This is a genomic window from Bradyrhizobium frederickii (assembly GCF_004570865.1).
GTDB classification, from domain to species: Bacteria; Pseudomonadota; Alphaproteobacteria; order Rhizobiales; family Xanthobacteraceae; genus Bradyrhizobium; species Bradyrhizobium frederickii.
Window position 1 is genome coordinate 41517 of sequence record NZ_SPQS01000001.1, and the last position, 23113, is coordinate 64629.

The 23113-nt window shown below is 60.0% G+C and carries 18 protein-coding genes and 1 pseudogene; 13 read left to right on the forward strand and 6 right to left on the reverse strand.

The genetic code is table 11. The features are described 5' to 3' along the window. Positions 1–156 precede the first annotated feature (156 nt). The 6 genes from E4K64_RS00200 (at position 157) to E4K64_RS00225 (ending at position 9459) form a co-directional block, all read left to right on the forward strand. Positions 157–1497, forward strand: coding sequence for an O-antigen ligase family protein (locus E4K64_RS00200; RefSeq protein WP_167771720.1), 1341 nt, complete (start codon positions 157–159; stop codon positions 1495–1497). Between the two features lie 81 nt (positions 1498–1578). Then, a complete protein-coding gene (locus tag E4K64_RS00205; protein WP_135161630.1) occupies positions 1579–2523 on the forward strand; it encodes a glycosyltransferase in 945 nt (314 codons plus the stop codon). 3 nt (positions 2524–2526) lie between these two features. Beyond that, a complete protein-coding gene (locus E4K64_RS00210; protein WP_135161631.1) occupies positions 2527–5286 on the forward strand; it encodes a hypothetical protein in 2760 nt (919 codons plus the stop codon). 96 nt (positions 5287–5382) lie between these two features. Further along, positions 5383–6957 carry a coiled-coil domain-containing protein gene (locus E4K64_RS00215; protein WP_135161632.1) on the forward strand — a complete coding sequence of 525 codons (1575 nt, stop codon included), beginning with the start codon at positions 5383–5385 and terminating at the stop codon, positions 6955–6957. Between the two features lie 52 nt (positions 6958–7009). Then, positions 7010–8461 carry a sulfotransferase family 2 domain-containing protein gene (locus E4K64_RS00220; protein ID WP_135161633.1) on the forward strand — a complete coding sequence of 484 codons (1452 nt, stop codon included), beginning with the start codon at positions 7010–7012 and terminating at the stop codon, positions 8459–8461. A 65-nt stretch (positions 8462–8526) separates the two neighbouring features. After that, a complete protein-coding gene (locus E4K64_RS00225; protein ID WP_167771721.1) occupies positions 8527–9459 on the forward strand; it encodes a glycosyltransferase family 2 protein in 933 nt (310 codons plus the stop codon). On the opposite strand, the gene E4K64_RS00230 is transcribed toward E4K64_RS00225, so the two are convergent. Beyond that, positions 9446–11293: a hypothetical protein gene (locus E4K64_RS00230; protein ID WP_135161635.1), complete on the reverse strand. Its 1848-nt coding sequence runs from the start codon at positions 11291–11293 to the stop codon at positions 9446–9448. The genes E4K64_RS00225 and E4K64_RS00230 overlap by 14 nt on opposite strands. Positions 11294–11527: 234 nt before the next feature. Here E4K64_RS00230 and cysD point away from each other — a divergent pair, with 234 nt between their 5' ends. From cysD to E4K64_RS00245, 4 genes and pseudogenes are all read left to right on the forward strand, one after another. Next, positions 11528–12433, forward strand: a complete 906-nt coding sequence (gene cysD, locus E4K64_RS00235; RefSeq protein WP_135161636.1) for a sulfate adenylyltransferase subunit CysD — start codon at positions 11528–11530, stop codon at positions 12431–12433. Positions 12434–12485: 52 nt separating this feature from the next. Further along, the gene (gene cysC, locus E4K64_RS00240) at positions 12486–14315 is read left to right on the forward strand and encodes an adenylyl-sulfate kinase (protein WP_430642456.1); all 1830 of its coding nucleotides are present in this window, start codon (positions 12486–12488) and stop codon (positions 14313–14315) included. Between the two features lie 540 nt (positions 14316–14855). Next, a pseudogene (locus tag E4K64_RS41570) lies at positions 14856–15007 on the forward strand (DUF5989 family protein). A 161-nt stretch (positions 15008–15168) separates the two neighbouring features. Further along, positions 15169–15957, forward strand: coding sequence for a class I SAM-dependent methyltransferase (locus tag E4K64_RS00245; protein ID WP_126255403.1), 789 nt, complete (start codon positions 15169–15171; stop codon positions 15955–15957). 17 nt (positions 15958–15974) lie between these two features. On the opposite strand, the gene E4K64_RS00250 is transcribed toward E4K64_RS00245, so the two are convergent. From E4K64_RS00250 to E4K64_RS00270, 5 genes are all read right to left on the reverse strand, one after another. Beyond that, positions 15975–16901, reverse strand: a complete 927-nt coding sequence (locus tag E4K64_RS00250) for an NAD-dependent epimerase/dehydratase family protein (RefSeq protein WP_167771722.1) — start codon at positions 16899–16901, stop codon at positions 15975–15977. A gap of 84 nt (positions 16902–16985) precedes the next feature. Further along, positions 16986–17876 (reverse strand): transketolase family protein, encoded by an 891-nt coding sequence (locus E4K64_RS00255; protein ID WP_135161638.1) that lies wholly within the window; start codon positions 17874–17876, stop codon positions 16986–16988. Then, positions 17860–18642, reverse strand: coding sequence for a transketolase (locus tag E4K64_RS00260; protein WP_135161639.1), 783 nt, complete (start codon positions 18640–18642; stop codon positions 17860–17862). Before E4K64_RS00260 ends, E4K64_RS00255 begins: the two co-directional genes overlap by 17 nt. Next, positions 18642–19406 carry a class I SAM-dependent methyltransferase gene (locus E4K64_RS00265; RefSeq protein WP_135161640.1) on the reverse strand — a complete coding sequence of 255 codons (765 nt, stop codon included), beginning with the start codon at positions 19404–19406 and terminating at the stop codon, positions 18642–18644. The genes E4K64_RS00260 and E4K64_RS00265 overlap by 1 nt, the downstream gene beginning before the upstream one ends. 170 nt (positions 19407–19576) lie before the next feature. Continuing rightward, positions 19577–20428 carry an NAD-dependent epimerase/dehydratase family protein gene (locus tag E4K64_RS00270; protein WP_164718346.1) on the reverse strand — a complete coding sequence of 284 codons (852 nt, stop codon included), beginning with the start codon at positions 20426–20428 and terminating at the stop codon, positions 19577–19579. 314 nt (positions 20429–20742) lie between these two features. Here E4K64_RS00270 and E4K64_RS00275 point away from each other — a divergent pair, with 314 nt between their 5' ends. From E4K64_RS00275 to E4K64_RS00285, 3 genes are all read left to right on the forward strand, one after another. Beyond that, on the forward strand, positions 20743–21273 hold the full coding sequence (locus E4K64_RS00275) for a dTDP-4-dehydrorhamnose 3,5-epimerase family protein (protein WP_135161642.1): 531 nt from the start codon (positions 20743–20745) through the stop codon (positions 21271–21273). 4 nt (positions 21274–21277) lie between these two features. Then, positions 21278–22252, forward strand: coding sequence for a GDP-mannose 4,6-dehydratase (locus tag E4K64_RS00280; RefSeq protein WP_126255409.1), 975 nt, complete (start codon positions 21278–21280; stop codon positions 22250–22252). Positions 22253–22517: 265 nt separating this feature from the next. After that, positions 22518–23111 carry an NUDIX hydrolase gene (locus E4K64_RS00285; RefSeq protein ID WP_135161643.1) on the forward strand — a complete coding sequence of 198 codons (594 nt, stop codon included), beginning with the start codon at positions 22518–22520 and terminating at the stop codon, positions 23109–23111. Positions 23112–23113 lie beyond the last annotated feature (2 nt).

A 23113-nucleotide genomic window follows, 5' to 3' on the forward strand; every position in this document is an offset into this window, starting at 1 on the left:
GAGGCGCAAAGGCCGATCAACGGACCGGGAAGCGCATCTCTTGTTCGAGTCCAGCATGCGGTTGTTATGAATGAGAGATTCAATCAGGTGCGCGACAGCGCGCCGGGCAGCCCTTTGGAACCCACGCTTCGCCCCCGAATTGTTCGAGGGACGAACATGACTGAGGCGATGCGTCGCAGTGCGGGAGTTTTCGGTTGGGCCGCCGCGGTTGCCTCCAAGTGCCGCTGGGGCGTGCTGTCTCTGGAGGCCAATCTCCTCGTGGTTCTCGCGGCGGTGGCTTTGCCCTGGTCGACGAGCGCTGTGTCGATATTATTCGGATTCTGGCTGTTAACGTTGGTGCGGCTGTTACCCACCTTCGACTACCGCGCGTTCCTGCACTCGCTCGCCAGTCCGATATGCCGGTGGCCGCTCGCCTTGGTCACACTCGGCTTCGTTGGAATGCTGTGGGTCGATGTTTCGTGGCAGGATCGGCTTCAAGGCTTCAGTCCCCTTGCCAAGCTGCTGGCCCTTCCGCTCCTGTTCTACCATTTCTCCCTCTGGCCCCGCAGCGCCTGGGTTTTTGGCGGGTTTCTGATCTCCTGCGCGATTCTGATGGGGCTGTCCTGGATCGTGTGGTTCGTTCCGGACCTGGCGTTGGCGTCGGGCAGGAGCCCCGGCGTACCCGTGAAGAACTATATCGACCAGAGCCAGGAATTCGCGTTGTGCATGGTGGCGCTGACGCCATTCATTCTCGATTTCTGGAAGCAAGGCAGATATGTGGCCGCATTGGCCTGCGCGGCTCTGGTGCTGGGCTTCTTCGCCAATATGGCCTTCGTGGTGTCGGCCCGCGCGGCGCTGATCTATGTCCCGGTGCTGGTCGCCGTGTTTGCCTTCTCGCATCTGGATCGTCGGGCGGCGACGCTGCTGTTCGCAGGTGTCGTCGTTGTGGTGGCCACGGTGTGGTTCGCGTCGCCCTATCTGCAGGCACGCATCGGCGCGTTTGCGCTGGAGTATCACGACTATCAGCAGAACATTGCCGCATCGACCGGCCGGCGAATCGAATATTGGCAAAAGTCGCTCGGCTTCTTTGTGGATGCGCCGTTGATCGGCCATGGAACTGGTTCGACGCGACATTTGTTCGAGCTGGCCGCGGTCGGACAATCCGGGCTTGCCGGCGAAATCACCAGGAATCCGCACAATCAGACGCTCGCCGTCGCGGTCCAATGGGGCATTGTGGGAGTAGCAGTTCTGTACGCGATGTGGATAGCGCATCTGCAACTATTCCGCGGCCAAGGTCTTGCGAACTGGATCGGGCTATTGGTTGTCGTCCAAAATCTGGTGAGTTCCCTTTTCAATGCTCACCTGTTCGATTTTGTCGAAGGGTGGATGTACGTGCTGGGCGTGGGAGTTGCGGGCGGCATGAAGCTTGGAGCACAACGACGCCGTGGAGAATCTCAGGGCGCGCCGCTCGGCAACGTGTCTGCCGTTGCCGGTGTGCCTGGCCGTTCTCGGCTTTGAAAACCGATCCCAGTTCGTCTAATGAGGGTGGGAGCTCCAATCCAGCAACCTAAGAGCGCCAGTTCTGATCGCAGAAGCTGAATGCGAATTTCAATCATTACGCTGACCATTGATTCGTCGGACTATGTCGATGAGGCCATTGGCAGCATCGAGCATCAGGGGCCTTACGAACTTGAGCACATCGTCGTCCACGACGGCGCCGACGGCTTTACCCGGCGCCTGGCGCAGAAATACCCACACATCAAATTCGTCGGTGGCAACGGGACCGGCGCCACCGCTGCGGCGGCGCTCGGCGTCCAGGCTTCGACCGGCGATTTCATCTTGCTTGTTCACAGCGACGACCGGATTCGTCCGGGTGTGCTTGGCCGATTGGCAAGCGAGGCGGCCGCTCGTCCCGACGTGAGGATCTGGACTGGCGGCGCGCAGATGTTCTGCACGCTCCCTGACGGCGAGGAGCTCGTCGTGCGTCGGATGGTTGGCGAAGACATGACCCGGTTGTCGCTCGAGAACGTCTGCGATGATATGCCTCTGTTGTCGGCACGGTTCTGCCATCGTTCGGTATTTTCCCAGATCGGCAATTTCGATCCGATGTTCTCAGAGAGCAGCGACCGCGAATTCCTGCTGCGGGCGACCATCGCCGGTGTGCGGGAAGGTTCGCTGAACGTCGTCGTGTCCGAAATGAGAGTGCACGACGAATCGCGCACCATGCACTTCCGCAAGGGATTTACGCCACCCTACCTGGAGGAGCATGTGCACATCGCCGACCAATGGTTGGCCCGTAAAGATATTTCCGCCGAAGTCCGGCGCTTTCTGCGAAACTGGCGGGCGCGCGAGATGGCGAGGCTCATTGTCTATCAGGGCCGCGCCCGGCAATGGGCGGAGGCGGCACGGGCATTCTTTCGCGAAGAATTGGCCGACCCCTTGTGGATCTTTCGCGCCTTGACCATCGTAGAGGCGCGCCGGCTCCGGCACAGGCTCTACAACGCGAAGGCAGTCGACCGCCTCCGCCTGACCGAAACGAAGTGAGGCATGTGCTCTCGAAAGATCGCCCCCGAGTTCTCGTTCCGATTCACCGCCGAAGACATCCGCCATGCCTATGGTTCGGCGGACACTGCCTTCGCGCGCGGCGATTTTCTGAACGTGGCGCAGATAGCGCCCGCGAATTCGGAGCTGCGGGGCTGCGCATTGATCCTCGGTGGCCTGCTGGAGCAGGGCCTGGCGCTGCTCGATGGCCTGACAACAATCGGCGATCGGGCGAGGCTGTGCAGGGCACTGGCGTTCTGGTCGCTGAAGCGCGATGCGGACGCGGACGCGGAACTGGCGAAAGTTGGCAGTGCGGAGTTCATGTCGGCAGCGGCGACCTTCCGCAGCCTGATCAAGCGCGACGACGTGACCATCTTCGTGCCCGGCGCGATCCTGTCCGTATTTCCGGAACATTACTCCGAGAGCTTCATTGCGCCGGCCTACAAATATGGATCGATCACGGTCAAGTACGTCGGAAGTCAACTGGCCAGCAATGCCTACGACTATTCGCCGACGCACTCGCTCAGCGAATTCATCGACAGTCTGCCCGAGGGCGAGCGGCCGGACCTGATTTTCTCGTTGAGCCCGCAATGGCTGGTGCCAAAGGACTTCCACAAGGTCACCGTTCCCAAGGTGATCTGGTGTCATGATTCCGACGCCTTTCAATACCGCAACGCCGACAATTATGCGCTCTACGATGTCGCGATCTGCAACTGTTCGCAGGAACATTTTGAGCTCAGCCAGGGCACGCCGGGTCTCTATTGTGCAGCTAATCTGCTATTGCACCCGATCGCGACACCGTTTCCCGAGGCATCGCCGCATCGCGAAAAGCTCGTCGACATCATCTTCACCGGCTCCGCATTGGCGCCATTCCATTCCGAAAAGCCCCGCTTCCTGTTCAACCTTTCAAGCCTTGCTCCCCGTTACAAGGTGAAGGTGATCGAAGGGCACATGCCGGAGAGGGATTATTTCGAAGTCGTCTCGCACGCGAAATTCCTCCCCGTCGTCAATCGTTATGCCGGTTCGCCGTCGCCGCGCTGGCGGGACGCGCTGTCCAACGGCGCGTTTCTGCTGTTTCCGGAAGGTTCGTTCTACGACGAGATCGCGCCTGGCTGCTATCCGTTCCGCGCGGAGACCATGACGGCCGACATCGCTGCGCATCTCGATCGCTGCGCAGCAGGCCATCCGGACTACGAATTTGCGACCGTCGTACCTGTGGTGAACGAGCGGTTTGCGATCCATCGCGAGCCGCGTGAGGAGAGCTATCAGCGGCTGCTGAAATATGCGCTGTTCATGGGACTTGTTTGGCGCCACGCGACTCCGGTCCCCAAGCGACAGCGCCAGCGGAGACTGGTCTGGCTGACGCCGGCGGTCGATTGCGGTTGCTTTGGCACCGATCACGTCCGCGAGCAGATTGCGAACTTTTGCGACGGGATCGGACCGGACGATCTGTCCGACGAGACCGATTACAACAACGCGGCGCATTTGCATGCTCAGGCGGTGTTCACATTCCATGAAAACCGGATCGCCGGAAAATGGGCGGCGCGTGCCGATGAGTATTTTAGGGAAGGGCTGGCGCGCTTTCCGAATTCGCTATTGCTGCTGTTCAATGAGGCGCATTGGAGCTTCTTCAAGCCCGGCGCGGATTTTCGGGCAGCCGAAAAGAAATTCCTTGCTATCATCGATCGGAAGGCCGAGCTCGTCTTCGATCCGCGCGGCGCGGACGTCGCCTTCGCCTACACGTTGCATGGCAATGACGAGGTGTTTCCCTGTTACGAATATGCCGACGTTGCGACCAGCGAACTGACCCTGGAAAGTACGCCCGAGCTTCGTGGTCGAAAGCAGCTGCCTTACAGCACGCGCGACATCATCATCGCCGCGTGTCATGGCTATGTCGGCTGGGCGAAGCTCAAACGCAACGACAATGAAGGTGGTGTCGCCTGGTTGCGGCGTGGCACGGAGCTCTATCCGCAGGGGCTGCCGATGTTGCGTCTCTATTTCGACACGTTGCTTCGGCTGGCGGCGAAGGTTCCGAAGCTTCCGGCAATGCTGGCGTCAGATCTGGCCGAGGCTTTCATTGCGGTCGCTAATGTCAATCCGTCGATCCTGCTCACCCATGTCTACACCATTGTTCCGATCCTTGCCGAGAACGGCGAGCGTCAGGCGGCGCGAGAGGTGCTGGCAGGGTGGCACCAGCTCGCCAACATCGTCCATAAACTCCGGATCGACGACGAGGCGCATCAACTGGCGTTGTACGGATTGCTCTGGAAACATCGCTCCCTGCTTCCCAAGTCGCTGCTGGACCGGATCGACGAGGCGCTCTGGGACAGGGAGTCCGTTCAGGATCTGACCCAGCTCGAACGGCGCATGATCGAAGTCGCGCGGATCAACGAGTCCCCTGAGAGAGGACGAAAATGGCGGTCGCTCAGGTCTGCAAGGGCTCAGGCAGACGACCAGATCGCCCGCTTGCTGGCCGAGAGCGGTTACGGGCAGGATCGCGTGGTGTTTTCCAGCCTCATGCGTGCGACAAAGATCTGGCTGCGCGCCCCGGGCGACGTGCGATGGATCTACCTCAAGAAGGCGGTACGCCTCGGATGGCGCGGTGACTTCAAGCAAGCGATGCTCCGTACCCAAAGATGGTCGGCAGTCAGCAAATGGTCCAAGGGCGAAGGCTTGAACGCACGTCCGCAACCACGAAGATGGGGGATCTCCTCGTTGCGGACGTGGCTGACGCGGCTGGGCAGGAACCCTGTGCGGCGCGAGTGACCGGCGCGTACCGATTCTAAGGTGGATTCGGCAGACACGGGGATTGCTCTGGGGGCGATCGTCGCTCAGGATCGAGGCGGTGGTGAGGGGGGCTAAATGGGGCGTGGCGTTCGAATCCTGATGAAGATTCCGGCCGTACGGCGCGTGATGGTGAGACTGTGGAATGTTGAAGAGGCGATTGCGAAACAGCAGGCCACGCTCAATGCCCTCGAGCTCCATCGGACGAATGTGGGGGAAGCGATCGCGAGGCAGCAGGCCACGCTCGATGCGCTTGAAGCTCATCATGGGCAACTGAATGCGGAGCAGGCGAAGATCGAATCGCTGGTTCAGGCCGAGCATGACAAGCTCGATGAGCTGATCGCGCCACACTTGCAGCCGGCTACGCGTCACGCCATTCAAGCCGTGCAAGCCCAGATTGATGCCCTGATTGCGCAGGTGGACAGGTTGCGGGCCGATGGCGAAAAGCTCGGTGCCGGGCTGACCGAGGTCTCGCAGCACCTGCCGCCGGCGCACCGCATGAATCTGGAGGCTACGCTCCACGGTCAGCAGCTTCAACTCGGGGCGTTGAACTCGACGATCACCGCGCAGCAGATGCAGCTTGCGGCGCTCAACGACATTGTCCGCCAGATCACGGCGGCGGCGGCAAGCGTCCCTCCGGTCACTGCTGCTCCTGGCGGGAACGCCGCGACAAACGCTGTGCAGACCAGCGAGCCGGTTGCCCTGGTTGCGGCCAGGATTCAAGCGGGGCGGCCTGTCGTCAGGCCCTATTCGTTCGAGCAACTCCTGAGCCGGCAAGTGGAGAGATTTGGACCGGACCTCGTCCTGAATATCCATGTTCCAAAGACCGGAGGCCACACCGTCAACGCGCTGTTCCGCCAGATGGGATTCGTTCCACTTTCGCTCGACATGAACACTAACGACTTCTTCGGTTCGTTTCGGGAGGAGATTTGGCTTAAGAACTACGCGGCTCCTCCGCAGCGCCATCCGTATCTGCTGACAGGGCATATGCGTCTTGATCAGCCGATCTTTCGTCGGCTTTGGATGCAACATGTCGTGGTGACGGTGTTGCGCGATCCGATTGAGCGAATGATTTCCAACTACAATTTCATGCTGCGCCGACCCGCCAATCCCTGGCATGACGAAGTCGTTAAGGGGGGTATGTCGTTCGTCGAATTTTCGGCAAGAATGCTTGAAGCCATCGGCCCGCAATACAGCTTTTTTGACGACACCGGCCAGGGGACATTCGCCCGGACCGGAACGGCAACGGCTCAGGCGTGCTTCGACAATCTGCTCAACAAGGTCAGCTACTACGGACTGACCGATCGCTTCGACGAATTCGCCGTGACGACCGGTTATGTTACCGGGCGCGCGAGGATCTTGGCTTTGCCGCCGATGAACGTCACGAAGGAAACCGAAGATCTCGGTTACCCGCCGAAGACCGACTTGACCGATCAAGAACGAGACGCCCTCACGACAGCGCTCAAGGACGATATCTGGTTCTATCAGCAGGCAGTCAAGGAGTATGAGAGGCGCATGAGCGATCCGCGCCTGCAAGCCGTTATGGCGCAGGTGCTGCCGCTGGTTAAGTCGAGTCGAGAAATGGTGAGCAAGGTTTTGACGTTGGACGATCCGATGGACCCAGGTCTTCGCACATTCCGGCCCGTTCGGTGATTCGAGCCTTTCTATGCAAGCTGATGTGATGATCGGTGTAAGGACTCGCTAGATGGAACGTGTGGTGCGAGTCCTGATGAAGGTGCCGGCCGTGCGGCGCGTGATGTCGCGTTTGGCCAATGTGGAGGCCGCGATCGAAAAGCAGCAGTCGCTGCTTGATACTCTCGGCCATCATTGGGAGGAAATGATTGCAAGCCAGGTCCGTCAGCATGACCAGGTGCAGGAGGCGATGACCAGGTTTGCAAGACAGAGGGCGCGAATAGCCTCTATTGGAGATGCGGTCCATAGTCAGCGAACGCAAATCGGTGTGCTGCTTGAGCAGGCGCAGGCGGCGACGGCTGAAGTCCTGCGAGCGCAGCAAGCGCAGATCGACGCACTGCCCGCGCAGCTTCGCGAGTTGACCGCGGCGAGCGAAGGCCACAGCGCTGCTTTGGCTGAAGTCTCGCAGCATTTGCCGCCGGCCCAACGGGCGAATCTCGAGGCCGCGCTTCATGGACAGCAGCTTCAGCTCGGAGCCTTGAACTCCACTGTCTTCGCGCAGCAGACGCAGCTTGCGGCACTCAACGATCTGGTTCGGCAAATGAGCTCGGGGGCCGGAAACAAGCCGGCGGCGGTCATTGGTGCGGAGGGCGGGAATCGCAACAATCAGCCAGAAGCACCAGCCGTCCCTCCGGCCACGATCCCCGACAGCCTGGAACAAGAACTCTTGGAGCTGGGTGGAGGCAAGGGGACTGTATATCGTTTTGACGATCTGCTGCAACGGCAGGAATCTCCGGCACCGCCGCTGATATTCCTTCACATTCCCAAGGCCGCTGGATCAACGCTCAATAGCCTCCTTATGAAGAGTTACAAGTTCCGTGCTGATAGCAGGGGTGACAGCTTTTTTGCGCGTTATACGCCGCGAGAGCTGGTAGACTTGGCAAGCGTACCGAGGTCGGAGGATGACCGGACTCGACCAGTGTTTTTTACCGGGCATATCAATCTCGACAATGAAATCTTCCGCTCTATGCCGGTCAGGTATGTTGCCATCACGTTGCTGCGCGATCCGATCGAGCGAGTCATCTCGCATTATCGATTCAATTCGACCCAGCCGAGCGTATTCCAAGATGCCATTCGGGACGAGGGTCTTTCGATCGTCGATTATTGTCGCAAATTCGCTGGCACGGTCCGTAAGCAATATGAGGTGTTCGCGCCCGACGGCAGCGTCGATGTCGCGCTGCGGCGTTTGGCGGAGGAGGTCTCGTTTTTCGGGCTTCAATCGGAGTTCGGGCAATATGTCGAGGCCTTGGGTCGTCTACTTGGGCTTCCCGTCAATCCCTATAAGATGCTGAATATGACGACGCCCGGCGCTGCCGGCGTAACGCAGGACCAAGTTTCCGAGCTTCAGTCGCTGTTCGCGGATGACATCGCATTTTACGATCGAGCAGTCGAAATCTACCGCGAACGCCTGACGCGAATGCCGAAGCTGATCGCCGAACATCCCTGGACCAGGTTCTATTCATAGTTGCCTGGCATCTTTCCGATGAGAGTTGTAGCGAGATGTCAGTGCGGTCGCCTCCCATTCCGAGATTGACCATCATCATTCCGGTTCGCAATCGGCAGGAGCTTGGAGAGCGAGCGTTGAGGAGCGCTGCGGCCCAATCCGTGTCGCAAACCGAGATCGTCGTGGTCGACGATGGGTCCGAGCCGCCATTCGAGATTCCGAGTGACCTCCGCTCGAATGAATCGATCAGACTTCTCCGTCAGCCTGTCAATCTTGGCGCGGCTTCCGCAAGGAATACCGGCATAGGCTCGGCCGGTGCCGACTGGATCGCATTCTTGGATTCGGATGATTATTGGCTTCCGGGCACATTGGCGCCCCGGCTGGAAAGGGCCGAGGTGGATTTCGCTGTCGACCGCAATCCACTGGCGGTCCACGCCGCGGGTTTCATCCTGGAAAGTTCGTTTGCGAAGCGGCTCGAGACGCGCATACCTCGCGAAAGTGACGATTCCCTGGATTTCGCGAGCGCCTGCTGGTTCGCGCCCGGTTCGACGCTATTGGCACGGAAGGAGGCGTTTGATCGCATCGGGCCCTACGATGCCGAATTGCGTCGTCTTGAGGATCTGGACTGGTTCCTGCGGCTGGCACTCCACGGCGGCAGCCTGAAGGTCTGGGATAAGCCAACGGCGCTCATCGCGGACGAATCGCAATTTCCCGGCCTCCATTTGACGCAAGCGATCGCGCGCTTGAACCGCAAGTATCTTGCGAAAGGGAGCCCGGATCGTCTTTCTGGCAAGCTCGCGCGCCGCCTCAGCGCCTATTTGAACATCGAACGCGCCGCGTTCTGTTTGACCCAAGGGCGCTGGCTGGGCTTGTTGTTTTATCTGGGATGGTCGTTAGGTCAGGTCCCCCGAACCACCTTGCATTTGTCGCGCTTTTGGCGTTTTGAGGCGCCCCCGCCCGACATCAGGCCAGCCGGCGATGTCAGCGAGCGCAAGCGCGAATTGTCTACCAGCAGGTAGCTTCAGACTGCCGGTTAAATTTGCCTGGCTTGCCGGCCTCACGGGCAATTTGCGATGCCAGATCCGACTCTGTGCTCCAATTCGCCAGACTGGTCGCTGCGCCGGTCAGGTGCGCATCGATGTTTGCCGATGTCAGGCGCGTACCAAAATCCGCAGGAATCGCACGATCGGGAACGCTATAGTCGAATATCCGGTCGAGAATGAGATCGCCTGTTTGCTTTCGATAGTGCGACCGCTCCCAAAACCATCGCATCGGCGAACGGTCGCCGAGCTTTGGTATCGGTTCGGTGGTAATGGAGTTGGGCGCGCTGAAGTCCCAAAGGGGGAAGGGCTGGCGTCCGGCTCTTGATGCCTCTTCTTCGTTGATCCGAACCAGTTCATGGAGCCAGAATGCGTAACGCTGTCCGAGCCCCAGAGCTTCGATTGTGGCGCGTACCACGGCATGAAGCGGTGTCACAAACAGCCGGAGATCAGTTCCATCGGCGTAGGCCTTCCTGATCATGAAACGAAACGGATCGAATGTCGTCATTCCCGTTTCGGGATTCGTGAAACAGTATTGCATACTCGGCGCAACCAAGATGGGATTCCAGCTCTTCAGCAGCCGGTGAATGACCGCGGTTGCGCCGCCGACGCGATCCAAAACGGCTTCCTGACCGTGCCAGACGCGCATGCCCAGGGAATCGAAAGTGGCGGGCTCGGACTGCCCGCGAAGAGTCACGATGGCGTCGCGAAGAGTGGTCGTCGTGAACAGCAGACTGAACCGATCCCTGGCCGCATAGTCCGCCTCGCTCAACGAGGGGTACCGTACCATCAGGCTGTTGAGCATGTTTGTGGGAGGGATAGCCCCACGGAGGCCCTGCTTGCGGCCCGTCGCGGCGTAGTGCAGGTAGCCGTCGCGATATTCCCCGCGCGCTATTCGAATTCGTACGAAGGGGTTGGCGGCGAGATATCGCGCTTCATCCCAATTTGCCGGCCTGAAACCGCCCAGTCGTCCTTCGACCCGCCCCGCTGCGAGCCAATGATGATAGCCGTTTACGAAAGGCCCGTCCTTGACGGCGGCGGCAACGTCGGGATTGACCTGGAGGTAACCTGCTTCATCCCAATCGGCAGGCACTGCGGCCCCCTCGCGGCCCTCGGTCCGGCCGGCGAGCTCGAAGTGCTCCCGGCCGGACTTGAATTCCTTGCGAAGGACGGCCGCTTTCACGTCCGCATTGACGGCAAGATAAAGCGTTTCGTTCCAGTCACCCGTAGTGGCCGCCGGTTTCACCGCGGATTTGGGGCGGTCGCGAAGCGCGCCGTCGAGATACTGGGCAAATTCCCGAACGGCGTCCTCATCAAAGCGCTGTTCCTGCAATGTAGAAGCGAGCGGGAAGTTGATATTGAAAGCAAAGAAATCGAGACCGACGACGGCCTGTTTCAGCGGAGCGCCGTACTTCTGCGCGTGCAGGAATGCGAGCATCACGGCGTAGGAATTGGACGAGGGAAGGGCGAAGTTGAAGACGGTACCTGGTGCCCAGCCCTTGTGCCGGGGATCGATGCCGACCTCGACCCTCGAGCTCCCCAGTGAAACGGCGCTAGGGTGCAGGCGGGCAACCTGGTACGGCTTGGCGATGACCACCTTCGGCTCGTAGGCGGGGCGCACGACGTTGATGCCGGGCCAACTCGGCGCCCCCCAAATGTAATAAGGATCGACCGCTATCGTGAAGCCGGCGAAGGCAACCGGGGGAAGCAGCAGGAATGCCAATACGGCAAATGCAAATCGGCGATAGTCGGTCTGCGGTTTCGACGCCTCGGTCCCGAATGGGACATCGCCCGGTTGCCAAATAAGCGTCAAGCTGACGTCCCGATCAATTGCGTGCTCCGACTATAACCAGTCCGCACTGGATCGAACAAGCGGTGTGGCGGCTGGAGCTTAGTGTCAGGCCCCATGCTGAGACGCCTCGAAATCCACTAGTAAACGGGCTGGTCTGCTTCGCGATCGTATGGCAAGTTTTGACATGCTCCCGGTATGCCTTGCGCGAGATGAACGCCCCGAATGCGCCGACCCCGACAAAGGGCAGCGTCGGCAATGAATCATCTGCCCGACGATCTGCGTCGCCTGGAAGCGGAAGCGATCTTCATCTTCCGTGAAGTCGTCGCCGAATGCCGCAAGCCGGTCATGCTCTATTCGATCGGCAAGGACTCCTCGGTCATGCTGCATTTGGCGCGCAAGGCATTCCATCCAGCGAATCTGCCATTCCCGCTGCTGCACATCGACACCACTTGGAAATTCCGCGACATGATCCGGTTTCGTGATGAAACCGCGGAGTGTCTCGGGCTCGATCTAATCGTCCACGTCAATCGCGCAGGGCTCGAGCAGGGCATCAATCCGATTCAGCACGGCTCCGCCGCCTACACCGGCGTGATGAAGACCGACGCACTGAAACAGGCGCTGACTGCACATGGCTTCGATGCTGCGTTCGGCGGAGCACGTCGTGACGAGGAACTGAGCCGGTCCAAGGAGCGGGTGTTCTCGTTCCGTTCAAAAAACCACGTCTGGGATCCGAGAAACCAGCGTCCGGAGCTGTGGAATGTCTTCAATTGCCGCATCGCGCCGGGCGAATCCATTCGTGTCTTTCCACTCTCCAATTGGACCGAGCTCGATGTCTGGCGCTATATCGAGCATGAGAACATTCGGGTCGTCCCGCTGTACTTTGCGGCACGACGGCCGGTGGTGAGGCGTGGCGGAAACCTCATCATGGTCGATGACGCGCGGCTTCCGATCGGCGCCGACGAGGTCGTGCAGAATCTTGCCATCCGCTTCCGGACGCTGGGCTGCTATCCGCTGACCGCTGCGATCGAGTCGAGCGCAGTGACGGTCATCGATATCGTGCGTGAGCTGGAGACGGCCTCGACTTCCGAGCGAGAGGGCCGACTGATCGATTTCGATCAAACCGGATCGATGGAAAGAAAGAAGCGTGAAGGCTATTTCTGATCCAAAGGTGAAAGCGCCATCAGGCCGGGAGGGAGGAGCGGTCCAGCGCGACTTGCTGCGCCTCATCACCTGCGGATCGGTCGACGACGGCAAGTCGACATTGATCGGGCGCTTGTTACTTGATTGCGGCGCAGTGTTTGAGGACCGCCGGCAGGCGCTGCAGCGGGATTCGAAGGCCGTCGGGACAACCGGCGACGCACCCGATGCCGCGCTGCTACTCGATGGGCTGCAGGCCGAACGTGAGCAGGGCATCACAATCGATGTCGGCTATCATCACTTTGCGACGCCGCGCCGGCGTTTCATCGTGGCGGATACGCCCGGCCATGTGCACTACACCCGCAACATGGTGACGGGAGCATCGAACGCGGACCTGGCCGTTCTGCTGGTAGACGCCAGCCAAGACATGCTGGAGCAGACTCAGCGGCACAGCTTCATCTGCGCGCTGCTCGGCATCCGGGACGTCGTCCTCGCCGTCAACAAGATGGATCTCGTCGATTTCGAAGAAAGCATCTTCAATGGGATCCGCGATGCCTTTGCCGGATTCTCCAGCTCCCTTCATTTTCGGAGCGTTGTGGCGATTCCGACATCCGCCGTGCTGGGCGACAATGTCACACGGCGCAGCGACCGCATGGCCTGGTATCACGGACCGACGTTGCTGGAGCAACTCGAAATCGTCGAGATCCACGCCGATGCGGCGCCGCAGTTCCGAATGCCCGTGCAATGGGTCAATCGGCCGGATGCGTCATTTCGCGGTTATGCCGGGACGGTGGCGTCCGGCGAATTGCATCCGGGCGACGAGGTCCTGATTGCGCGGACCAACGTTCGGACACGAATTGAGCGGATCGTGTCGATGGACGGCGACCTGGCGCGGGCCGGTGCGGGCGATGCCGTCACGGTGCTGCTGGCCGACGATATCGACGTTTCGCGCGGAGACCTGCTCGCCAGTCCGAACAAGCCGCCGCAGATTGCCGATGCGTTCGCTTGCGATCTCGTCTGGATGTCGGAGGCCCCCTTGTTGCCGGGGCGCAGCTATTTGTTGAAGTGCGGCAGCCGGACCGTCGGGGCCACGATCACGACTCTGAAGTACCGCGTCGACGTGACGAATTATGCGCACTTGGCGGCGCGGCAACTTGCGCGCAACGATATCGCCTACGTCAATATCGCGACCGTCGAGCCGATCGCGGTCGATCCTTACCAGGAGAACCGGACGACCGGCGGCTTCATCCTGATCGACCGGTTGACCAACGAGACCGTCGGGGCCGGCATGATCCGCTTCGGCCTCAACCGCGCCGCCAACATTCACCACGCCGATTTCGACGTCACCAAGGCCGCACGTGCGCAGTTGAACGGTCAGCGCCCGATCATCATCTGGTTCACGGGGTTGTCGGGCGCGGGAAAATCGACAATCGCGAATTTGCTCGAACGGAAGCTATACGCATTAGGCAAGCGAACTTACCTGCTCGATGGCGACAATGTCCGCCAAGGATTGAACCGCGACCTCGGCTTCACGGAAGCGGACCGGGTCGAGAACGTTCGCCGCGTCGCCGAGACGGCCAAGCTTTTCGTCGATGCCGGCCTGATCACGCTGGTTGCATTGATCTCGCCGTTCCGCGCTGAACGACGGATGGCGCGCGCAATCGTCGCCGCAGACGAATTCATCGAGATATTCGTCGATACGCCGGTCGAAATCTGCGAGCAGCGCGATCCGAAGGGACTCTACCGCAAGGCAAGGCGCGGAGAGTTTCGCAATTTCACCGGCATCGACTCGCCCTATGAGTCCCCGGAGCATCCGGACTTGACCCTCGACACGGCAACCGAGAGCGCCGAACATCTCGCCGACGAGGTGATGCAATTTCTGCGGAGGCGCGGCGTACTGAATTGATTGGGCAGCCAACCCTCAACGTCATTGTCCGGCGCTAGAACTCGAAACGGGAATCAACGATATGCTTGTGCTGGACGATCGAACGGTTTTGCGGTTCGGCGAGGGTCTCTTGAAGCATTCGCCACAGCGGGTTTCCGAGCTGGAACAAGAAGGCGTATCTCGACGACAATCCTGATGTCGCCGCCTTTATCGGCTCACGCGCCTTCGTCAGCGGATATGAGCACTACGTCAAGCAGGGACCGGCGGAAGGGGTCGCAAGGGGATGCCGATGCGGTGGATCGAGGAGACCTATCTGGCAGCAAATCCGGACGTTGCCGCGGCAGTGATGGCTGCGGAATATTGCGCTGGGACTTCCATCCTTCCATTAGCGTTTCGGCCCCGCGGAGCCTTCCATTGCCGGAGGTTGCTACCCAGCGTCGCTAAAATCTATTCCCGATCGATCTGGGACATGCAATAGTTCGCGGAAGCTTGTTGAATCATGCGCGAAAAGCCGTTGGCGTCCCGCCCGGACTCGATGCATCGCCGCTTCCGAGGTCGGACATGCTCTCGTTTCTGAGCGAATTCTGGATGTTCCTACGGGTCCGGAAGAAGTTCTGGCTATTGCCGATCTCATCATGACGCTGCTATTCGGCTCACTGCTGGTATTGTCGAAAGGCTCTGCGGTCGCGCCTTTTATTTACGCGAGTTTCTAAATGGACAGCATCAGCACATGACGAGTCATTCCCTCGAGACGAAAGACTTCGCGCGCCTGCTGGGACATCCCGCGGATCAGTTGCCGCCAGGCTGCCTTGCCGAGATCGCGCGACGCGACTGGCGATATGACTGGATCGAAGGGGAGCAACTCGATGATGTCGTGACCGGCCTGCTCGAACGCATCCGCCGCAAGGAGTTTTCGATTGTCGTCCCCGGCGACAAGTCGCGCTGGATCAAGGGATGGGGCGAGAACCTCGCTGATTTCGTGACCAGCAAGGGCGATGTCGACGCGCTGGCGCCGAAATATGTTCGTCCGAACATGCCGGTCCGGCTTTACCGGCGGTATGCCCAGCCGGTCGAGCCGAACTTCGAGCAGAACTGGCGCAAAGTGTATCAGGAATGGCTGTTCCGAACCTATATGGTGGACAGCGAACAGATATTTGAGTTCGGATGCGGTTCAGGTGGCCACGTCAGTGTGCTCGCGCAGATGTTTCCGGACAAGAAAATCACGGGTCTCGACTGGGCCGAGCCGTCCTGCGAGATCATCAACAACATGAAGAAATTGCGCGGCTGGAACACAGAAGGGCGCCTGTTCGATTTCTACAAGCCCGACTACGATATCGAGATTCCACGCAACAGCGTCGTCTATACGTTTGCCGCACTCGAGCAGGTATCGGATTCATTCGGCGCCTTCGTCGACTTCCTGCTGGCGAAGCGCCCCAAATTATGCGTTTTCGTCGAGCCGATCTACGAGTGGTACGATCCCGCCAATTTCATCGATCATCTGGCCATGCGCGGGCATGCGATCCGTAACTTCCTGCACGGGATGCCGCGCGCGCTCCACGCCTTGCAGGCAGAAGGGCGCATCCAAATCGTCAAGGAACACCGCGTGGAGTTCGGCAGCCTCTTGCACGAAGGTTATTCGCAGACGATCTGGCGACCGGTCTGAGCGGCAGTAGCGGCCTGCTAGCTTACCGTCCGGGTGGCATACCAGCGGACGAGGTCGCCCAGTCCGGCCTCGATCGAAATCTGCGGCTCGAAGCCGAGGATCCGTCGAGCCTTTGATGTATCGACGGTCCGGATCGGGATCGTTGTCGGCTTTGATGCATCGAAGCGCGGCGAAACGTCGTGTCCTGCCGCCTTGAGGATGGTCTCGACCACTTGACGTATCGAAATGGCCGATCCGTATCCGATATTGATTGGATCGCAGGTCGCATGCTTCTCGATCGCGAGCAGGCAACCGCGCACGAAATCCTCGACATGGAGGAAATCGCGCATTTCGCTGCCGCTTCCCCACACCTCGAACGGGTCTGCCTTTTCGACGGCCCTGCGCACCAGCGCGGGAATGACGTGGCTGCGGCTCGGTTCGAAATCGTCATACGGGCCGTAGACGGCGGTCGGCCGGACCAGCGCGATCTTGACGGTCGAGCAGCTGGCGACGAACTCGGCCAGATGTTCGAAATAGCGACGCATCCGGCCATAGCCGAGATAGGACGGATGCGGCTGTTGCTCGCCCAACTCGTCTTCCCGGATCGGGTGGTCTGTTGCGGGATAGATCGTGCTGCTGCTGAAGATCAGGATACGTTCGACTTTGGCCGCCCAAGCAGCGTGCAGCACCTGCGCCGTCAAATTCAGGTTCTTGACGATTCCGGCCATGGCGTCTTCGGAGGAGCCGCCGGCGCCCGACACGGCGCCTGCCGCGTGAAAGACAAGCTGCACGCCCTGCATTGCTCTGAGGCAATCCTGGGGGTCGGTAAGGTCGCCACGGACGATCTCGACACGGGAATCGGAAATGATCGGTGCGCGCTCGTGAAGGGCAAGCCGCACCCGGCCGCCCGCGTTCAGGAGCGCCTGGGCAAGGTGGGTGCCGATAAAACCGGCACCGCCGGTCACCAGAGAAAGGCGGCGTTGAAAAAACATCAGCGGCCCAGATATCGTTCAGCGCGACCAGGCGCGAGGGGGATGCTCCGTCGGCGTTCAGCGCACTCGGGCGCCCTGGGAGCGGTCCGCGAGCCGCGTCTGTACGGCACCACGTATCGAGGCCGGATCCAGGCCGATGCGTTTGCGGATGTCTTGCACGGTCCCGTACCAGCCGCAGAATGCGTCCGGCAGCCCATGATAACGCATGCGCAGGGCCGGCACTTCGGAAATCGCCTCGTAGAGTCCGTAGGCGTCGTGGACGACCAGGATCTCGGTGTCGCGGAACTGTTCGATCAGCGCCTTGTCGATCGGCTTGAGGGTATGGAAATAGACAAGGTTGACTGGTAAGTCGCGGCACGCCTCCATCACATTGGTGAGGATCGGGCCAGCGGTCATCACGGTCAGCGGTGCACCTTCGTTCTTCAGTACCGTGCCCTTGCCGAACTCGGTATTGGTCTCGATCGTATGCGGATGATCCGACAGCCGGTAATAGGTCGGCCGAGGGCTGTTGTACTGCGACCGGATCAGCGCGTCGACCTCCCGCTTGGAGCCGAGATGGAGGACTTCCATGTTCGGCAACATGCGCAACGAGGCCAGGTCGGTATAGGCATGGTGGGTTGCGCCGTCCCAGGCGTAATCGAAGGTCGCGCCGCAGGTCACGATGTTGCCGGCGAAATTGTTATAGCACATGTCGAGCTTGATCTGCTCGAGGCTGCGATCGGTCAGGAACGGGCAGATCGTATGCACGAATGGGTTGAAACCCTGCGAGCTCAGACCCGCGGTGACGCTGACCAGCGTGTTCTCACAGATGCCCATGTTGTAGAACCGGTTGGGGTGCTTCTCCCAAAAGTCCTTGAACATGTAGACGCTGATGTCGCCGAGCACGATGACGATGCTGTCGTCGTGCGCGGCCAGCTCCGAGACGGTATTCTTAAATTGCGCCCGCATGGAGCTCCCCTTGAAGCTTGGTCAGTTCGTCCGGCTTCGGCGCACGGCGATGCCATTCATAGACGTTCTCGGAAAGGGTTGCGCAGCCATACCCCTTCACGGTGTTGCACACGAGGACGCGAACCCGGTCGGTCGGCTTTGCAAGCGCTTGCTTGATGGCCGCCAGATCGTGGCCCTGCATCTCCGATACGTCGCAGCCGAAGGCGGCGAAGCGTTCGGCCGGATTGCCGATCGGCAGGCAGCGTCCCTGCGACTGGTTGTTGTCGTATAACACCGTGAGATTATCGAGCTTGGTGTTGACCGCGACCATGACCGCTTCCCAGACACTGCCCTCGTTGGATTCGCCATCGCCGATCAGGGTGTAGACCTTGCGCTTCGTGCTCGCGATCTTGGCGGCGAGCGCCATGCCGACCGCGATGCCGATGCCGTGGCCTAGCGAACCGGTCGAGGCCTCCACACCGGGAACCTTGGTACGGTCGGGGTGGCAGCCGAAGCGGGAGTCGAACCCGCCGAAGGCATAGACGTCCTCGAAGCTGAAGTAGCCGTGTGCGGCAAGGGTGCAATAGAAGCCGAGCGACGCATGCCCCTTGCTCAGGACGAACAGATCGCGCTCCGGCATGTCGGGCCGCTTGGGATCGTGCCGCATGGTTTGGTAGACGGCGGTCAGCATCTCCACGATCGAGAACGACGTGGGTATATGGCCGTGCCCGCTCTTGTTCGAAACGTTGAGAATTTCCGACCGGATCTTCCTGCAGATATCGTCCATCAAAGCACCACGTAGGAAACACGCGCCGTCATCGGCATCCGCTCGACCTTGAGATTGGTGACGTCGAACACCTCGCGGAGCGCAATCGTCTCGCCGGGGAAGATATCGTCAGCGAGTTCATCGAACACCAGCACGCTGCCCTTGAACAGGTGTGGCTTGATCGCTTCGAGCGCCACCTTGGTAGGCTGGTAAATGTCGAAATCGAAGATCGCGAGCGACACCAGCGTTTCCGGCTGGCGCTTCAGATAAGCCGGGACTGTTTCCGTCGCGTCGCCCTGCACCAACTCGAATTTCTTCAGATGCGAGATCGGATTGAGCGCTTCCTGCAGCGCGAGTATTTCTCCGAGATATTGCTGATAGTTTTCGCTGACCGAGAACGATCCGTCCGTGGTCTTGCACAACTTGCCGTCCTTGTCGCTCATGCCCTTGAAGCCGGCGAAGGTGTCGAAACCGATGATCTTGCGGTGACGGTTGAACGGCTCGAAAATTCCGCGCAGCGCCGACAGCAGAGAGAGCGTCTGGCCCCAGCGGACGCCGAACTCCATCACCACGCCATGAGTGTTGATGATCTTGCGGTAGATCTCATAGAAAAACAGAATTCGCGAAAGCGATTTCGAGGATAGAAACAGGCCGAGATTGGCGAGGAGTTCGTCCTCCGGCAACGGTGCCTGCTTGAGCATCTCAATGAATTTGAGCTGCAGGTCCTTCTCGCTTTGGCTCGAAAGCACGATTGCATCGTGCTTTTGTGTCTTGATGTCCGCCATGATGCTCGCCCTGGGGGTGTCGCGGATGAGAGGTTAGCCATGTTTCGCAGCTGGTTTTATCTACACTGCGGATCAGGGGCGCGTCTAGTGAGTGCCTGAGATCGCGGACACCTACGTGAAGTTGCCGCGAAATACAGGCGGCATCTCACATTTCCGCACGTCTTCGGGCATCAGGGTCCCCGCAGTCGACCGGTGCCGATATAGGCGGGGCCAAGCCAATCGATATACCTGTTCAACGTCTGCCAGGAGGGCCGGGCAAAGGCGGAGTGGAGCGCGCCAGCTTTGCCGCTGTCCACCGGACCGATGTCATACGGATACTCGCCGTAGCGCACGGACAGGCCGAGCTGATCGACGATGCTGGACAAATGGACCAGGCCCTCTGATCCCAGATTGAACGCACCGGTGTGGCCGCGATCCATGGCCTGAATCATGAATTCGATGATCTCGTCGTGCATCACGAAATTGTAGCGCGCGGTCGGCGCCAGGAAGAGCTGACAATCCCGCTGGGTCAGCGCCCGGTGGACCGTGCTGGCGCGAATGGAGGGACCGAGCAGGGTGGTCGTGCGCAGGATCAGGGGCGCGGTCGCGTGCTCCTGCACATAGAGGTCGGAGAACAGTTTCGTGAAAGCATAGGGGCCGGCGAGCGGCAGCAGGTCAATGTCTTCGTCTTCGCGGACAGCGCGGCCGGTCGGCGGATAGACGGCCAGCGTCGACACGAAAATGAACTTGCGATGCGGAATGTCGACCAGTTTCTGCGTCAGCAGGAAGTTGTCGGCCATGTAGCCATAGGCCGTCTTCATGGAGACGTCCTTTGCGGCGTTGACGGCGCAATGGATGATGGCGTCGAACGGCGCCGCGGCGCGGATCGCGGGGTCGTCGATCGATGTCCCTCGCACGAAGGCAATTCCTCCGAGCGCGCGATGCACGGAGTGTCCGAGGCCGCTGCGCGCGCCGGTGACCAGCACATTGCGCGTGGGTCTGGTGGCGCTCGAAGGGAGAGTTGCCGCGACGATGTCGTTCATTCTGTCAGGCCATCGATAAAGAGCTGAGCCGCACGGTGACTTGCAGAGTTCCCGCATCGACGCAACGAACTCGACTCGCCGACCGTGAGCTTCCGACGCGCAGCCAATTGGAAATGTTGCCTGCTCGCGCGAAGCGGTGCGACACCGGATCTAGCTCGTCGCGGCAAAGTGCGTTGTGGACCCGCCGGCTTTGCGGGCCATGATTTCACCTGTGGTTGCAAAGCAAGTTCGAGTTTGCGTGGTGCGGAAACGTAGCTATAATTGGGGGTACAATCAATAATGGTATTTGCCCCACGTCCAATAGGGTGTTTGATATGACGGCTGATTTGCCGCCCAGGACGCGAAAAACTCCGCTGGACGGCGTGCTGGTCGTGGAGCCGCTCACTGCATTCGAGGACTTTCGCGGTGAATATGTCGAACTCTACAATGATCCGGCATACAAGGCGGCCGGCATCGCCTATGAGTTCATTCAGGACGATATTTCGGTTTCGCGGCGGCACGTCTTGAGGGGCATTCACGGCGACCGAAAGACGGCCAAGCTGGTTTCGTGCCTCCACGGGGCATTTTATCTGGTGGTGGTCAACAATATTCCGGAGTCGCCGCAGTATCGGCAGTGGACCGCCTTTTCGCTGTCGGACCGGAAGCGCGAGCAGGTTCTGGTTCCACCCGGATTTGGCAACGGTCATGTCGTGCTGACCGAATCCGCGATGTTTCATTATAAGCAGACCACAACCTATGACCGCTCCTCGCAATTCACGTTGCTATGGAACGATCCTAAGCTGAAAATCTGGTGGCCCATCCACAATCCCATCATCTCGCAAAGGGACGGCGGAATTTCCGCATGAGATCATGAAAGTCCTGATCACGGGCATTACGGGGATGGTGGGAAGCCATCTGGCGGAATACTTCCTGTCGACGTTTCCCGAGATCGAGGTCCACGGGCTGGTGCGGTGGCGGAGTCCACTGCAAAACATCAAGGGAATTTTGCCGCAGATCAAGCTTCATCAGGGCGATTTGCGCGATCTGAACTCCCTGGTCGTGATGTTGCGCAGTGTAAAGCCTGATCGCATCCACCATCTGGCGGCGCAGTCCTACGTCGATATGAGCTTTGTCGCGCCTGCGGACACCCTGAATAGCAACATCATCGGCACGTGCAATCTGCTGGATGCGGTTCGGATCGTCGGAATCAATCCGCGGGTCCATATCTGCTCGTCGTCCGAAGTCTATGGGCAGGTGAGGCCTGAGGAAGTTCCGATCACCGAGCAGGCGCCGCTTCGCCCTGCAAGCCCGTATGCCGTCTCCAAGGTCGGCGAGGACATGATCGCCTGTCAGTATGGGCTATCATATAAGCTCGACCTGGTGCGAACCCGCATGTTCACCCACACCGGTCCCCGTCGCGGCGATGTCTTTGCGGAAAGCTCGTTTGCTCGGCAGATTGCAGAGATCGAGGCACGCAAGAGGAGCGGCCCGGTGTTGGTCGGAAATCTCGATAGCGTACGCACGCTCGCGGATGTGCGGGATGCGGTGCGGGCCTACAAGCTGCTGCTCGACCACTGTCCAGGCGGCGAAGTCTACAACATCGGCGGCAGCGAGACGATGACGGTCGGCGACATCCTGGAGACTCTGAAATCGCTGGCACGCGTGCCGATCGAGCACAAGGTGGATCCGAAACGGTTGCGTCCGTCGGATGTCACGTTGCAGATTCCCGATTCCGGAAAATTCCACAAGGCGACGAACTGGAAGCCGCAAATTCCGGCGCGGCAGACGTTGAGCGATCTGCTCGACTATCAGCGCGAGGCAATTCGCGCGGAGGGTGCTTGCTGAGATGTCGATGATCGTATGGCCGGCTCCGTTCCGGGCCTCCTCCTTCGGAGGCGGCAGCGGCTATCCAGAGTGGTATCGTGACGAGCCGGGTGCGGTGCGGTAAGCTTGTCGGCGTGGGTGGGACGGGCTTTGTCCTGCTGTACGTGCAGGGATTACTAAGCCGCGGTGATCGATGCCCTGACTCCTCGATGCGTCGATGTGTCATTCTCACTGCAGCGCGAAGGCGTGCGCACGGTCCATCAATCGAACAACGTGATTTTGCCATATGACGGCTGAGTTCAAGACGGTCTTTCGAACCCCCTGGTTTGAGATCAGAACCGTTGACCCGGGCGAGGAGCCGAGCGGAACTACGGAGCCCTACTATGTCGTGGTCCGTCCGAGTGGCGTCATTGCCTTCGTGCTCGATCGCGAGGGAGCAGTCGTCCTGGTCGAGCAGTACCGCCCGCCGCTTGGTCGGGTGACTCTGGAGATGCCGGCGGGATCGGTGGATGCGGGGGAGACGCTCGAGACCGCCGTTGCGCGAGAGGTTCTGGAAGAGACCGGGCTGGTCTGCGAGCATTGGCACTTGATAGCTCCGTGCCGCCTGGCCCTTCAGCGGGAGGACGTGGTCGACCATTTTTTCGTGGGCCTGGGAGCCCATGAAGCGGAGGGATTCCAACGGACGGAACGTGGAACCGTACAGTTCCTGCCACGATCCGAGCTGCTCGACCTGGTGAAATCCCACCGTTTTGACCAGACCGCGGCCCTCGGCGGGCTCTATGTGGCCGAGAAGTTATTTGGTATTGACTTGTTGACGGCCGATCTGGCGTGTATCCAATCGGCCATGGCTACTTCAGCGGGTGGGGATCCTGGGAACTGACG

Coding starts and splice junctions, on each gene's coding strand:
- E4K64_RS00275 (WP_135161642.1), top strand. CDS start 20,743: ATGACGGCTGATTTGCCGCCCAGGACGCGAAAAACTCCGCTGGACGGC.
- E4K64_RS00255 (WP_135161638.1), bottom strand. CDS start 17,876: ATGCGGGCGCAATTTAAGAATACCGTCTCGGAGCTGGCCGCGCACGAC.
- cysD (WP_135161636.1), top strand. CDS start 11,528: ATGAATCATCTGCCCGACGATCTGCGTCGCCTGGAAGCGGAAGCGATC.
- E4K64_RS00270 (WP_164718346.1), bottom strand. CDS start 20,428: ATGAACGACATCGTCGCGGCAACTCTCCCTTCGAGCGCCACCAGACCC.
- E4K64_RS00205 (WP_135161630.1), top strand. CDS start 1,579: ATGCGAATTTCAATCATTACGCTGACCATTGATTCGTCGGACTATGTC.
- E4K64_RS00280 (WP_126255409.1), top strand. CDS start 21,278: ATGAAAGTCCTGATCACGGGCATTACGGGGATGGTGGGAAGCCATCTG.
- E4K64_RS00260 (WP_135161639.1), bottom strand. CDS start 18,642: ATGGACGATATCTGCAGGAAGATCCGGTCGGAAATTCTCAACGTTTCG.
- E4K64_RS00210 (WP_135161631.1), top strand. CDS start 2,527: ATGTGCTCTCGAAAGATCGCCCCCGAGTTCTCGTTCCGATTCACCGCC.
- E4K64_RS00200 (WP_167771720.1), top strand. CDS start 157: ATGACTGAGGCGATGCGTCGCAGTGCGGGAGTTTTCGGTTGGGCCGCC.
- E4K64_RS00220 (WP_135161633.1), top strand. CDS start 7,010: ATGGAACGTGTGGTGCGAGTCCTGATGAAGGTGCCGGCCGTGCGGCGC.
- E4K64_RS00285 (WP_135161643.1), top strand. CDS start 22,518: ATGACGGCTGAGTTCAAGACGGTCTTTCGAACCCCCTGGTTTGAGATC.
- E4K64_RS00215 (WP_135161632.1), top strand. CDS start 5,383: ATGGGGCGTGGCGTTCGAATCCTGATGAAGATTCCGGCCGTACGGCGC.
- E4K64_RS00265 (WP_135161640.1), bottom strand. CDS start 19,406: ATGGCGGACATCAAGACACAAAAGCACGATGCAATCGTGCTTTCGAGC.